The organism is Deinococcus sedimenti, assembly GCF_014648135.1.
GTDB classification, from domain to species: Bacteria; Deinococcota; Deinococci; order Deinococcales; family Deinococcaceae; genus Deinococcus; species Deinococcus sedimenti.
This window is the reverse complement of sequence record NZ_BMQN01000002.1, coordinates 294,761-307,182: the sequence shown is the minus strand read 5'-3', so window position 1 is coordinate 307,182 and position 12,422 is coordinate 294,761. Positions and strand designations below refer to the sequence as shown.

Genomic DNA, 12,422 nt, shown 5'->3' with positions numbered 1-12,422 from the left:
CTCCTTTGTGCCACTATGTAGCCATGCAAAGTAATGGCGCGGACGGCAACCTGCTGCGCGGCACGCTGGACTTCCTGCTGCTCGCCAGCCTCGAACACGGCCCCCTCTACGGCCTGCGCATCATCCAGGACGTCCAGCAACGCACCGGCGGCCACTTCAACTTCAAGGAAGGCACCCTCTACCCCGCCCTGCATCGCCTGGAAAAACGCGCCCTGATCCGCGCCGAAACCCGCCCCAGCGATGCCGGCGGCCCCCCCCGCAAGTACTACCACCTGACCCCCACCGGCCTGAATGAACTCACCCGCCAACGCGAAGAACAACGCGCTCACGCCCGCGCCCTGCGCCCCTACCTGGAGTTCGCATGAGCCCCGAAGAACACTACGTCCACAACGCCACCCGCGGCCTGAACGGCCAGACCCGCAAGGACACCCAGGCCGAACTGCTCGACCACATCACCGAACGTACCCGACAACTCACCCTGACCGGGCTCAGCCCCGAACAGGCCCGCGCACAGGCCATGCAGGAACTCGGCCCCGCCCCCACTGTCGCCCGCAGCCTGCGCGCCAATCAACACGTCCACCCCGCCCTGAGCGCCGCCGCACTCCTCGCACTCGCCACCATGCTGCTGTGGCCCGTGCCGGAACTACTGAACTCGCAGCCTGATCCCTTCAACACTACGACCACACAGTCCGTCCGCGAACTCCGTGCCGAAGGTTACCTGACCATCCGAGAAGCGAATACCCAACTGAAGCCCTACGGCATTCGACTGCAACACCGCAGAGAAGCATGGGAGCTTCAACACCCTGATTTTCCAAAGGCGAAGGTCGGAGTGGACGGCTCTTGGCTCTGTCGTGGGCCCTCGACCTCTCTTTCCGAGGAGCAACCACGATCTTGGATCACTGGGAATCCCAGCGTCGGCTACGTCAATCCGGCCGGTCTGCTGGTCTGCATGAGTGAAGCCGGCTGGCCGCTTGAACTCGACGGGCAACGGGTAAAACTGCAAGGGAAAGCTTTTCCTGACGCGTGGACCAGAGAAATCGCACCCATGTTCTACGTGCGGCAACTCACCCACAGCCTCAGCGGGCTGCCCCGCCACCTCTGGTCTAGCCCGACTGCACCCACGCCACAGAACGAGCCCAGCGTGATTGCTTATTCGAGTGCTTCATCGAAGATCACGTGGAGCCCGCACCACGTCGAGACAACTGCCCGGCAGGTGGGATTGCTCGTCCGGTTCCAGATCAACGGAACCTCCTGGCCGGAAAAGCGGAAGTATTCGGCACCCATGTTCATCTCATTCACAATCCCAGTGAGTGACCGGGGTACGGTCAACGTTCCAGTCCGCATACCACATCTCGCGAAAGTCGTTGACGTCACCCTCAAATCAACCCTGGCAGACTGGCTCGCGGCAGACATGAGCACGCGCCCGGCCATTCTCGTGGCGCTGCCGGACCGGACCAATGCGCCGGTTGACCTGACTCCGTTGCCGTTCACGCCCTGATCAAGAATAGCGCCCGGCCTCCATGGACCGGGCGTTTCTGTTTCGGCTCAGCTTCAGCTGCGGTTGCGGTAGCGGCCCAGCAGTTCGTTCTTGAGGTCGTCGAAGGCGACGCCTTTGCGTTCCTTGTGGCCTTCGGGGGTGCGTTCGCGGACGCTGACCGCGCGGCCTGCCTGTTCCTGATCGCCGACAATCAGCATGACAGGGATCTTGCTCAGTTCGGCGGTGCGGACCTTGGCGTTCATGCGGTTTGACGAGTCGTCGACTTCGGCGCGCAGCCCGGCGGCGTGCAGTTCGTCGCGCAGCGCCCAGGCGTAGTCGTTGTGGCGGTCGGCGATGGGGATGATCATGATCTGGCGGGGCGCGAGCCACAGGGGGAAGTCCCCGGCGTAGTGTTCGATGAGGATGCCGGTGAAGCGTTCGATGCTGCCGAACGGCGCGCGGTGGATCATGATGGGGCGGTGGTCCTGGCCGTCCTCGCCGACGTAGCTGATGTCGAAGCGTTCGGGCAGGTTGTAGTCCACCTGGATGGTGCCCAGCTGCCATTCGCGGCCCAGGACGTCCTTGACGACGAAGTCGAGTTTGGGGCCGTAGAAGGCGGCGTCGCCGGGTTCGATGGTGTAGGGCAGGCCGACTTCCTCGACCGCCTCAATGATCTGCCTCTCCGCTAGGGTCCAGTTGGCCTCGTCACCGACGTACTTGTCGCTTTCCGGGTCGCGGGTGCCGACGCGGAAGCGAACCTCGTTCATGCCGAAGGTCTTCAGCACGAGGACCGTCAGGTCGAGGACGTCCAGGAATTCCTTCTTCAGCTGATCGGGGCGGACGAACAGGTGCGCGTCGTCCTGCGTGAAGCCGCGCACGCGGGTCAGGCCGTTCAGTTCGCCGCTCTGCTCGTAGCGGTACACCGTGCCGAACTCCGCGAGCCGCACCGGCAGGTCGCGGTAGCTGCGGGGTTTGCTGGCGTAGATGCGCACGTGGTGCGGGCAGTTCATGGGTTTGAGCATGTACTCCTCGTCGTCCACCTCTATGGGGCGGAACTGACCGTCGGAGTACTTCTCGTAGTGCCCGCTGGTGCGGTACAGGTCGAGGTTGCCGATGTTGGGCGTGATGACGCCCTGGTAGCCGCGCTGGAACTGCTGCTCCTTCATGAAGCTGGTCAGTTCCTCGCGCAGGACCGTGCCGTTCGGGAGCCACAGCGGCAGGCCCTTGCCGACCAGCGGGTCGATGGTGAAGAGTTCCAGTTCGCGGCCCAGTTTGCGGTGGTCGCGCCTCTTGGCTTCCTCCAGCTGGTGCAGGTACGCGTCGAGTTCCTTCTGCGTGGCGAACGCGACGCCGTACACGCGCTGGAGGATCGGGTTCTTCTCGTTCCCGCGCCAGTACGCGCCACTGGTGCTCATGAGCTTGAACGCGCCCGGCAGCTTGCCGGTGTTCGGGAAGTGCGGCCCGCGGCACAGGTCCGTGTAGTCACCCTGCGTGTAGAACGTGATGGGTTCGTCCTCGGGGAGGCCCGCGATGAGTTCCTGCTTGTACGGGTCGTGCGGGAACTGCGCGAGGCCCTCGTCCTTGCTGATCTCGCGCCGCGTGAAGTCCAGGCCGCGCGCGATGATGTCCCGCATGATCTTCTCGATCTCCGGCAGGTCCTCTTCCTTCAGGGGTTCGGGCAGGTCGAAGTCCTGGTACCAGCCGTTCTCGATACTGGGGCCCACGCCGCGCTTGATGGCGTCCGCGCCGTAGCCCTTGCCCCTGTAGTACTCGCCGACCGCCTGGCTCATGACGTGCCCCAGCGAGTGCCGGAACAGCGGCGCGGCGTCCGCCGGGTTCTTCTTCGTGATCAGCGTGATGTTCGCGCCGTCGGGCAGGGGCGTCATCAGGTCGACCAGTTCACCATTCGCGGTGGCGGCCAGGGCGTCCTGCGCGAGACGCGGGCCGATGGCGGCCGCCGCGTCGAGGGCCGTGGCACCAGCGTGCAGTTCGAGTTGTTTACCGTCAGGAAGGATTACGTGCATGTCGACCTCTGTGTGCGGGCTGAGCGCAGGGTCGCGTTCAGCCATGAGAAACCCGGTCTGGCCACCATTCCAGCAGAACGCCTGAAAACCTCGGGTGAGGTTCTCAGGCGCTCAGAGTTCGCGTGATCAGACCGGGTGCAGGCATTCGGTTCAGCCCTGCGCCACGCATCACCAGACCGGAGTGACGGGCGAGAGGCTTCATGCAGGCAGGATACCGCCCAGGAGCACGCAGCGGCAACCGAAGCCTCGCGCGGCGCGTACTGAACAGCATGACATCGCTCCCCGTTCAGGTCGAGGAAATGCCGCGCTGGTGGCCCGCCGCGCGCCTGCTGCTGCTCCTTCCCCTGCTGATCCTGCCAGCCCTGCTGCTGCTCCCGCCCGTGTTGAAGCTGCCGGTGTACTCCGTGCAGGGCGGGACCCTCACGGCTCGGTCGCTGGGCGCCCGGGTCGTCATTCTGCCCGGCACGCCCGTCCAGTCGCGGGCCGTGACGCTGCGCGGCAAGATCATCGGCAGCGCCCTGCCGGGGTACACCGTCGGCCTGTTTCGCACGCCTGAAGGCCGCGCCCAGGTGTTCAGCGACGGTTCCGAGGGACGCGCGGCGCTGGAGTTCGCCACCCGGCCGCCCACCGTTCTGACGCCCGCCGACCCGCAGGCGCTGCTGCGCGCCTGGCAGGCCAGAGAGAACGCCACCTTCCGGCCCGCCCGACCGGCCAGGCCCGACTGGACACTGCTGCTCCTGCTGCCGCTCGTACCCCTCGCTGTTCTCCTGCTCGCCCGGCCGCGCCTGACCTACCGGCTGGACGGTGACGTCCTGACCGTCCGGACCGCCGCGGCCACCCTGCGATTCCCCCGGCACGACACCCGCGCCGCCCTGACGCACACCCCCCTGGGCGCGCGGCTGTTCGGCACCGCCACACCCGGTTACTACACCGGCACGTTCATCAGCCGCGCCGGAACCGGCGGGAAGATCCAGGCCGCAGCGGGCGCCGCACGCCCGGATCAGGCCGTGATCCTCACCCACCACGACCGGGAGTACTACCTGACACCCAGCGACCCGCAGGCGCTGATCGACTGGTTCAGGTCCGGCACTATCCCCCAGGTTGGCCACCCGGCCGGGAGTTGATCCGGTCCTGCCCACTCACCACGGTAGCCCGCGCAGGTTCACCGTCTCCCCTGGCGGCCAGTCACGCAGGGCCGCTTGCACGGGGAGGATCAGGGTGGGACCGGCGTCCGTCACCCACTGCCCCTCGTCCGGGTCGAGGTACTGCGCGGCACCCGGCACGCGGACGAAACCGCCCCGCTCGTAGAACGGGACGACCTCCTCCCGGCATTGGAGGAACGCGAACTGCACATCCGGCAGCGTGTGCAGGAAGGCGCGCAGCTCCCGCAGCAGGCGGCGGCCCACGCCCCGCCCCTGAACCGAGGGGTGCGTGGCGACCCCACCGACGCCCACCAGCGTGACCTCGCGCCCGCCGACCTCCGCGACGCGCCTCCCGCAGCCCAGTTGCGCGGCAGGCGTGCCTGCCGGGTCGACCAGCCACAGGTGCCACTCGGGTTCGCTGCCCCAGTACGACGTGCCCGCCCAGAAGTCCGCGAACTGCGGGTAAGCCGCGATCAGCAGGGTCCGTAACTCAGTCTCCAGCTCCGGGGTGACCGCCGTGCGGGGTGTGAAGTGCGCGGTCAGGTTCACGAGCCCCGCTCCGGGTGCGGCTGGCGCGACGTGCGATCGCTGAAGTCCACCTCGAAGAAGCGGTACCCCTCCTGCGCCTCCGCACCCGGCGTGTACCCCATGCGCTCGTCGGCGGGCGTCGCCTCCCGCAGGTTGGCGTACCAGAACAGGTAGCGCGCGCTCCGCGCCTGCGCCCACGCCTCCATGCCAAGCATCAACGTCCGGCCCACGCCCTGACCCCGAACCTCAGGTGCCGTGTACAGGTCGTGCAGTTTCGCCGTGCGGTGACTGTTCCCGGAGCGAAGGTGCGGCCCGTAGTCCTGCGCCGCCGCGTACCCCCGCAGCACCCCGTCCCGGAACGCGCCCAGCGCCACCCACTCCGGATGGACGCAGAACGCCGGAAAGCGCGCCGCCAGCTCGGTTTCGTCCTCCACGAACCCCATGTCGAGCAGCATCGGCCGGACCTGGGGAAAGTCGGACGGGGTGAGTGGTCGCACAGTGAGGGGCACGCCCCCCATTCTGCCCGCCCGGCCCCGGCCGCGCCTGCGCCAACTGGCAGATGCACGGGCATGAGGAGACCGCCCCACCGGACGGCAGGGCGGACGCGGCGTGAGTTCAATCGTTCTGCGCAGGAGTGGGAACACGTCCGGTGGCAGACATCGGATCGGCACCCCATTTGTTGGTCCTGGGTTGACCGTCCTCTGACAGCCAGGCGAGCAACGTGAGCCAGCCGAACAGGGGAATCAGGAGCAACCAGAGATTCGAGCCCGAACGACCAGTGTCATGCAAGCGGCGCACAGTCACGGCGATGGTGGGCAGGAGCAGGGCGAGAGTCAGGAGACTGACCAGCAGTCCGTCATCGTCCGGTCTGGTACTGACGCGCAGACCGAGCGCCTCGTCGATCAGGGCAAGGCCCGCCGCGAGGAGGATGCCGGTCAGGATGAACATCCAGAATGTAAGCCGCCGGGCGCGGCCCGTGAATGTGGCGTAGTGGCGGACGACGTCCATGAATTCGTGCATCTGCATGACCTCGGTCGCGGTTTACGACTCACAGTCACAACGCCCCTCCTCCCTGTTCGATTCAGGATGGACGGGGCACTGTGGGGGTGGGTGTTACCAGTTCTGCGCGGGGGCAGGGGTGCCGTCGGTCACGCCTTTGGGGTTGGGTCCCCATTTGTTGCTGCCGGGTTTGCTGTCGAGCACGCACAGCACGAGGACGACGATGCTCAGGCCGATGAAGTTCAGCAGGTACAGCCAGCCGCTGAAGCCCGCGTCGTGCAGGCGACGGACGGTGACGGCGATGCTGGGCACCATGACCGCCAGAGTGTAGATCAGCATGAGAGCGGTGAAGATCAGGGTGGTGCCGGTCAGGCCCGCGCTGGGGTCGGCGCCCGTGTCGGACTGCATGGCCATGCCGATGGTCGCGCCGTACACGGGGATGCTCAGGACGGTCACGATGATCGTGTTGATCAGGGTGAACATCCAGTATTCGCGGCGGCGGGCGCGGCCCTGGAAGTTGGCGTAGTTGTTGCGGATGACGTTCAGGTATTCGTTCATGGTTCCCCCTGAGGTTGTTGCGTGAGAACAGTCTAAGCGTCACATTGGGGCCATGTTGCCAATCTTGAGGAGGGGTGCGGTGGGGGTACTGCTCAGCGGAGTCCTCGGGGCCTGCGCACCAGCCCTGACCGACCCGGTCACAATTCCTGACGTCAGGGCCTCACTGCCCGTCCTGCCGCAGGCGCAGGTGCGGGTCGTGGTGATGGGGGACCAGGGGACCGGCACGGACGTGCAGAGGCGCGTGGCGGCGGCCATGCAGGGCGTGTGCGCGCGGGAGGGCTGTGACCTGGGCGTGGCGCTGGGCGACAATTTCTATCCGGCTGGGCCGAAGGACGTAAATTCGCCGCTGTTCCGGGAGCGGTTCGCGGACGTGTACGGCCCGCTGGGGTTTCCGTTTCTGGTGGTGCCGGGCAATCATGACGAGTCGTGGCTGGTGGGCGGTGACGGCGCGGATGCGCGTGGCGCGGACGTGCAGGTGGCGTACTCGCGCGTGAATCCGCAGTGGGTGATGCCTGCGCGCACCTACCGTGCGCCGGTGGGGGCACTGGCGGAGTTCTTCGGCGTAGATACCGCGCCGCTGGCGGCGTACCTGCCGGGCCTGCGGCCCTCAGAGCGGCCCGGTGGGGCGTGGGATCAGGCGCAGCGGGCGTGGCTGTCGGGCGCGGTGCGGGGCAGCGGGGCGCGCTGGCGGCTGGTGCTTGGGCATCACCCGCTGTTCAGTAACGGGAAGCACGGGAACGCCGGGGCGTACGACCGGTTCCCGTTCGAGTTCCAGAAGGGCGGCGCGGTGCGGGACCTGTACGGGTCGGTGTGCGGCGCGGCGGATCTGATCCTGAGCGGGCACGTGCACGCGCTGGAGGTCTTCGCGCCGCAGCCGGAGTGTCCCGGCACGTGGACGGCGGTGTCCGGCGCGGCGGGCGAGGTGGGGGGAGGTGCATCGGGCTCGCACGCGGCGGCCTTCGCGGCCTTCGGTCAGCCGGGCTTCCTGCGCCTGGACCTCACGCCCACCGAGCTGGTCGTCACGGCGTACACGGTCGCGGTCGATGGCACCGTGACGGCGCGCGAAGCCGCACGGATAAAGAAGGGGTGATAGGAGAAGGTTGATGGTTGATGGAGGACATCCCTCTATCAACCATCAACCTTTGACTTTCGACGATTCTTACAGTCCGGCTTGGGCCAGGAACGCGTCGAGTTTCTGGGGGCGGAAGCCGCTGAGGCTGGCGGCGGTGTCGCCGTGCACGAGGGTGGGGACGCTGCGTTTGCCGCCGTTGACGCTCATGACGTACTGGGCGGCGCTGTCGTCCTGCTCGATGTTGATTTCCTCGAACGCGAGGCCCTTGCTGGTCAGGGCGCGTTTGGCGGCGTGGCAGTCGGGGCACCAGGTGGTGGTGTACATCTTGATCATGGGGTTCCTCCGGGTGGGCGTCGCCCACGGAAGTCAGTTTACTATTTAAAGCATCAGGGAGGGTGGTCGCGTCCACAAACGCGGGCCTTCCACGCGGTAACAGGAACGCCCGCCCCAGGCGGGACGGGCGCTCGCAGGTCAGGATTTACGCGCCAGCGTTCGCCACGGGCTCGCTGGGGGCGGGCTCGGCGGCGGTGGCCGGGGCGCTGGGGGCGTCCTCGGCGGAGCGTTCCTTCTTCGCGGGCTTCTCGGCGCGGGGGGTCATGATCATGTTCATGTCCATGCCCATCATGCTCGGGGTGCCTTCGGGCGCGCCGATGTCCGCCAGGGACTCCGCGACGCGCACCAGGATGCGCTCGCCGAGTTCCGGGTGGGTGCGTTCACGGCCGCGGAACATGATCGTGACCTTGACCTTGTGCCCTTCTTCCAGGAAGCGGCGCACGTGCCCGGTCTTGGTGTTGAAGTCGTGGTCGTCGATCTTGACGCGGAACTTGATCGCCTTGACTTCCTGGGCGCGGGCGCGCTTGCGGTTTTCCTTCTCGTTCTGCTGCTGCTCGTAGCGGAACCGGCCATAGTCGAGCAGGCGGCAGACGGGGGGGACGGCCTGCGGGCTGACCATGACGAGGTCCATCCCGGCCTCGCGGGCCATGTTCATGGCGTCGCGAGTGTCAATAATGCCCACCTGCTCGCCTTCGGCGCCGATCAGTCGGATCTGGCGCACGCGGATCTGCTCGTTGACCTTGTGTTCTTTCGCTATGTTCATCACCTCCGCCGCGCTCCGGGGCACGCTGGCTTCCCGGGCGGCTGCGCCCACCCCACGGGGCGGACGGTACCCCTCAGTCTACCACGCGCGTTCCATGCGGCGCCTTCGTGCCATGCTGGCGCGCATGGACGCCGCGCCCGTCACCTTTCCCTTCGGTTCCCTGACCGCCCGCACCCCGGACCTGGAGGTCCTGCTGACCGACGGGCTAGGCGGCTTCGCGCTGAGCAGCCTGGCGGGCGTCCCGACCCGCTGCTACTCGGGGCTAGTGGCCAGTCAGCTGCCGCCGGTGCAGCGGCGCACGCATCTGGTCTCGCCGCTGGAGGTGCTGCGCGTGCCCGGCGCGGACGGCGTGCGCGAGACGACCCTGCACGCCCTGGAGATCGCCCCGGACACCTTCGAGGGCGAGGGGCTGCGCTGGCTGACCGGCGCGTCGCTGAGCGACCTGCTGCCCGAGCGGGAGCAGCTGTTCGCGGGCGTGCGGGTGCGCCGCCGGGCGTTCATGCCGCGCGGGTCGGGCGCGGTGGTGTTCCTGTACGACGTCCAGAGCCGCGATCCGGTGGCGCTGCGGCTGGGGGGTTTCTTCGTGGACCGGGACATGCACGTCGTGCACGAGCGGGTGCCCACGCTGGCCTTCCACGGGGCGGGCCGCGAGGTGACGGTGCAGGGCGAGGCGCAGACGCGGGTGCAGGTACACGCGCCGGGCGCGGTGATCGACGCCCTGGACCCCCGGCCCGCGCCCCAGCGGGTGCATTACCGGCACGATCTGGCGCGCGGCGAGCCGGACACCGAGTCCACCCTGGGCACGCCGCTGTGGGAACTGAGCTTCCCGGCGGGCGGGGGGCGCGCGGCGCTGGTGGTGCAGGCGGTCACGCCGGGCGTGGCGCAGGCGCTGGTTCTCGACCCGTGGGCGGCGTACGCCGACGAGGCCGCGCGCCGCCGCGAACTGGCCGTGCGGGCGCAGGTCACGACGGGCGTGCCGGACGAACTGGTCGCCACGCTGGCCGTCGCGGCGGACGCGTACCTGGTGCGGCGGACGCAGCCGCAGGGCGTGACGGTCATCGCCGGGTACCCGTGGTTCGCGGACTGGGGCCGCGACTCGATGATCGCCCTGACGGGCCTGACCCTGCTGACCGGGCGGCACGCCGAGGCGCGCGACCTCCTGGGCACGTTTCTGCGCAGCCTGCGCCGGGGCCTGACGCCGAACAACTTCCACGACGACGGGCAGGGCGCCGGGTACAACACGGTGGACGGCGCGCTGTGGCTGGCGGTCGCGCTGGAACGCTACGTGGCCGTCACCGGCGACGCGACCTTCGCGCGGGAGGCCCTGCCGCAGCTGCGCGACCTGCTGGACTGGCATGTGCGCGGCACCGATCACGGCATCCGCATGGACCCGGCGGACGGGCTGCTGCTGGCCGGGGAGGCCGGCGTGCAGCTCACGTGGATGGACGTGAAGATCGAGGGCTGGGTCGTCACGCCCCGCCACGGGAAGCCCATCGAGGTGCAGGGCCTGTGGCTGGCCGCACTGGGCGCCGAGTCGCGCCTGTCGGCGGCGCTGGGTGAGGAGGCGCGCTTCGCGGACACCCTGGCGCGCGCGCAGGCCAGCTTCGCGGCGTTCTGGCAGGGCGCGTACGTGGACACACTGGCGGCGGACGGCACGCCGGACCGCAGCGTCCGCCCGAACGTGGCGATCGCGCTGGCGCTGCCGGACACGCCCACCAGCCCGGCGCTGGTCGCCGCGACGACCGCGCAGCTGGAATCGGAACTCCTCTCCCCCGTCGGGCTGCACACGCTGTCCCCGCTGGACGGGCGGTACCGGGGCAATTACGGGGGCGCGCAGGTGCAGCGGGACGCGGCGTACCACCAGGGGACCGTGTGGCCCTGGCCGCTGACAGCGTTCGTGGAGCTGCTGCTGGCGCAGGGCGAGGTCGGACGGGCGCGGGCGGCGCTGCGCGGCCTGAGTGGGCACGTGCTCGAAGCCGGACTGGGGCACGTGTCGGAGGTGTTCGCCGGGGACAGCCTGCGGCCCGGCGGGTGCCCGTTCCAGGCGTGGAGCGTGGCGGAACTGCTGCGCGCCCACGTGCTGGTCAGCCACGCCGAGGCGCAGGCCGCGGGCACGCAAAGCCCGGCGTAAACCCCGCTGTCACGTGTGAAAATCCGCGCCCGCAGGACACTATTCCCCTTGACGTACCGGGGACACAAACCCTAGCATCACGCCATGACCGCCCGACCCCACCCCCGCCGCCCGGAGCGCGCGTGACCGACCTCGCGCTGCCCAGAGGCGCCACGCAGGTCGGGCTGGCCGTGGACGTCGCCGCGTTCGCCATGCACGCCGGGGAACTGCACGTCCTGCTCGTGCAACGCGGCGAACTGCCCCACGCGCGCGACTGGGCGCTGCCCGGCGGTTTCGTCCACCCCGGCGAGGAACTGCACGAGGCGGCCCTGCGCGAACTGCGCACCGAGACCAGCGTGGAACTCGAACCCCGCCACCTCGAACAGTTCTTCACGTTCGGGGAGATCAACCGCGACCCGCGCGGCCGGATCGTCAGCGTCGCGCACCTCGCGGTGCTGCCGCACGGCACCATCAGCGTCAGCGGCGGCGGGCACACCCTGGGCGCCGAGTGGATGCCCGCCCACCGCACCCCGAAACTGGCCTTCGACCACCAGGCGATCCTGGACCGCGCGCTGGGCCGCCTGCAACTGCGGCTGGAGTACGCGAACCTCGCGCTGGAATTCCTGCCCGACACCTTCACCCTGCCCGAGTTGCAGGGCGTGTACGAGGCGATCCTGAACCGCAAGCTGGACAAGCGGAACTTCCGCAAGCGGCTGCTCGCGCAGGGCAGCCTGACCCCCAGCGGCGAGCGCCGCAGCGGCGTGGGCCGCCCCGCGCAGCTGTACCGCCGCGCCAAGGGCACCCGCACCCCCGCGCTGTAACCCGCCGGGTCTGAACTCCCCTCGTGCCCCCGACACCCCAAGGGGATCTTGAGGACCGCCCCAGCATCCTCAGTCCCGTCCCTCCCTAGACTGGTCTCATGCCCATTTCCACCGGTGATCACATTCCGACCCTGGACCTCACGCAGGACAACGGCCGACCCTACGCTCCGGCCGCGGACCGCTGGAGGGTGCTGTTCTTCTTCCCGAAAACCGCCACCTCCCACTGTCAGCTGCAGGCGCGGCAGTATCAGGCGCACCTCGCGGACTTTCAGGCGTTGAACGTGGACGTGGTGGGCATCAACGGCGATCCGCGTCAGGAGCAGCTGAAGTTCCGCGGTGTCTGCCAGCTGGACTACCCGCTGCTGAACGATCAGGCGCAGCGGGTCAGCGCGCAGTTCGACCTGCTGGACGACCCGTGGCCCGGCGAGCAGGTCCGCCGCCCCCGCCGCGAGACGTTCCTGGTGGACCCGCACGGCGTCGTGCGGCGCCACTGGACGCAGGTCGAGCCCGGTCAGGACGCCGCAGCGGTGCTCGGCAGCGTGCGGGACCTGCTGGCCGGCGAGTCCTCTCAGCTGCTGGTGTGAGGTTCAGGCTG

14 protein-coding genes are annotated in these 12,422 nt (G+C 68.8%); 7 read left to right on the top strand and 7 right to left on the bottom strand.

The genetic code is table 11. The features are described 5' to 3' along the window. The first annotated feature begins 23 nt into the window (after positions 1-23). Together IEY69_RS08230 and IEY69_RS08225 are read left to right on the top strand one after the other, a co-directional pair. Entirely contained in the window at positions 24-365 is a 342-nt protein-coding gene (locus tag IEY69_RS08230) for a PadR family transcriptional regulator (protein WP_189072649.1), read from the top strand. Continuing rightward, positions 362-1,498, top strand: coding sequence for a permease prefix domain 1-containing protein (locus tag IEY69_RS08225; protein WP_189072648.1), 1,137 nt, complete (start codon positions 362-364; stop codon positions 1,496-1,498). Before IEY69_RS08230 ends, IEY69_RS08225 begins: the two co-directional genes overlap by 4 nt. A 53-nt stretch (positions 1,499-1,551) precedes the next feature. On the opposite strand, the gene thrS is transcribed toward IEY69_RS08225, so the two are convergent. Further along, entirely contained in the window at positions 1,552-3,501 is a 1,950-nt protein-coding gene (gene thrS, locus IEY69_RS08220) for a threonine--tRNA ligase (protein ID WP_189072647.1), read from the bottom strand. Between the two features lie 269 nt (positions 3,502-3,770). Between thrS and IEY69_RS08215 the strand changes: the two genes are divergently transcribed. After that, a complete protein-coding gene (locus IEY69_RS08215) occupies positions 3,771-4,625 on the top strand; it encodes a PH domain-containing protein (protein WP_189072646.1) in 855 nt (284 codons plus the stop codon). Between the two features lie 15 nt (positions 4,626-4,640). On the opposite strand, the gene IEY69_RS08210 is transcribed toward IEY69_RS08215, so the two are convergent. The 4 genes from IEY69_RS08210 to IEY69_RS08195 form a co-directional block, all read right to left on the bottom strand. Further along, complete coding sequence (locus IEY69_RS08210; protein ID WP_189072645.1) at positions 4,641-5,192, bottom strand: GNAT family N-acetyltransferase; 552 nt, start codon at positions 5,190-5,192, stop codon at positions 4,641-4,643. Then, positions 5,189-5,680, bottom strand: coding sequence for a GNAT family N-acetyltransferase (locus IEY69_RS08205; RefSeq protein WP_229783756.1), 492 nt, complete (start codon positions 5,678-5,680; stop codon positions 5,189-5,191). Before IEY69_RS08205 ends, IEY69_RS08210 begins: the two co-directional genes overlap by 4 nt. A 106-nt stretch (positions 5,681-5,786) precedes the next feature. Beyond that, positions 5,787-6,197: a DUF805 domain-containing protein gene (locus tag IEY69_RS08200; RefSeq protein ID WP_229783755.1), complete on the bottom strand. Its 411-nt coding sequence runs from the start codon at positions 6,195-6,197 to the stop codon at positions 5,787-5,789. An 87-nt stretch (positions 6,198-6,284) separates the two neighbouring features. Beyond that, the gene (locus IEY69_RS08195) at positions 6,285-6,728 is read right to left on the bottom strand and encodes a DUF805 domain-containing protein (RefSeq protein ID WP_189072644.1); all 444 of its coding nucleotides are present in this window, start codon (positions 6,726-6,728) and stop codon (positions 6,285-6,287) included. 79 nt (positions 6,729-6,807) lie between these two features. On the opposite strand from IEY69_RS08195, the gene IEY69_RS08190 reads away from it, so the two are divergent. Beyond that, positions 6,808-7,818 (top strand): metallophosphoesterase, encoded by a 1,011-nt coding sequence (locus tag IEY69_RS08190; protein WP_229783754.1) that lies wholly within the window; start codon positions 6,808-6,810, stop codon positions 7,816-7,818. A 69-nt stretch (positions 7,819-7,887) separates the two neighbouring features. On the opposite strand, the gene IEY69_RS08185 is transcribed toward IEY69_RS08190, so the two are convergent. Further along, on the bottom strand, positions 7,888-8,133 hold the full coding sequence (locus IEY69_RS08185; protein ID WP_046844456.1) for a glutaredoxin family protein: 246 nt from the start codon (positions 8,131-8,133) through the stop codon (positions 7,888-7,890). Between the two features lie 145 nt (positions 8,134-8,278). Then, positions 8,279-8,899: a translation initiation factor IF-3 gene (gene infC, locus IEY69_RS08180; protein ID WP_189072853.1), complete on the bottom strand. Its 621-nt coding sequence runs from the start codon at positions 8,897-8,899 to the stop codon at positions 8,279-8,281. Between the two features lie 91 nt (positions 8,900-8,990). Here infC and IEY69_RS08175 point away from each other — a divergent pair, with 91 nt between their 5' ends. From IEY69_RS08175 to IEY69_RS08165, 3 genes are all read left to right on the top strand, one after another. Further along, positions 8,991-11,027 (top strand): amylo-alpha-1,6-glucosidase, encoded by a 2,037-nt coding sequence (locus IEY69_RS08175; protein ID WP_229783752.1) that lies wholly within the window; start codon positions 8,991-8,993, stop codon positions 11,025-11,027. A 122-nt stretch (positions 11,028-11,149) separates the two neighbouring features. Further along, positions 11,150-11,827, top strand: a complete 678-nt coding sequence (locus IEY69_RS08170) for an NUDIX hydrolase (protein ID WP_189072642.1) — start codon at positions 11,150-11,152, stop codon at positions 11,825-11,827. A 98-nt stretch (positions 11,828-11,925) separates the two neighbouring features. Further along, positions 11,926-12,411, top strand: coding sequence for a peroxiredoxin (locus IEY69_RS08165; RefSeq protein WP_189072641.1), 486 nt, complete (start codon positions 11,926-11,928; stop codon positions 12,409-12,411). The last annotated feature ends 11 nt before the right edge of the window (positions 12,412-12,422 follow it).

Excerpts from the sequence above, each read along its gene's own strand:
- IEY69_RS08230 (WP_189072649.1), top strand. The coding sequence starts at position 24 with ATGCAAAGTAATGGCGCGGACGGCAACCTGCTGCGCGGCACGCTGGAC.
- IEY69_RS08225 (WP_189072648.1), top strand. The coding sequence starts at position 362 with ATGAGCCCCGAAGAACACTACGTCCACAACGCCACCCGCGGCCTGAAC.
- thrS (WP_189072647.1), bottom strand. The coding sequence starts at position 3,501 with ATGCACGTAATCCTTCCTGACGGTAAACAACTCGAACTGCACGCTGGT.
- IEY69_RS08215 (WP_189072646.1), top strand. The coding sequence starts at position 3,771 with ATGACATCGCTCCCCGTTCAGGTCGAGGAAATGCCGCGCTGGTGGCCC.
- IEY69_RS08200 (WP_229783755.1), bottom strand. The coding sequence starts at position 6,197 with ATGCAGATGCACGAATTCATGGACGTCGTCCGCCACTACGCCACATTC.
- IEY69_RS08195 (WP_189072644.1), bottom strand. The coding sequence starts at position 6,728 with ATGAACGAATACCTGAACGTCATCCGCAACAACTACGCCAACTTCCAG.
- IEY69_RS08185 (WP_046844456.1), bottom strand. The coding sequence starts at position 8,133 with ATGATCAAGATGTACACCACCACCTGGTGCCCCGACTGCCACGCCGCC.
- IEY69_RS08175 (WP_229783752.1), top strand. The coding sequence starts at position 8,991 with ATGCGGCGCCTTCGTGCCATGCTGGCGCGCATGGACGCCGCGCCCGTC.
- IEY69_RS08165 (WP_189072641.1), top strand. The coding sequence starts at position 11,926 with ATGCCCATTTCCACCGGTGATCACATTCCGACCCTGGACCTCACGCAG.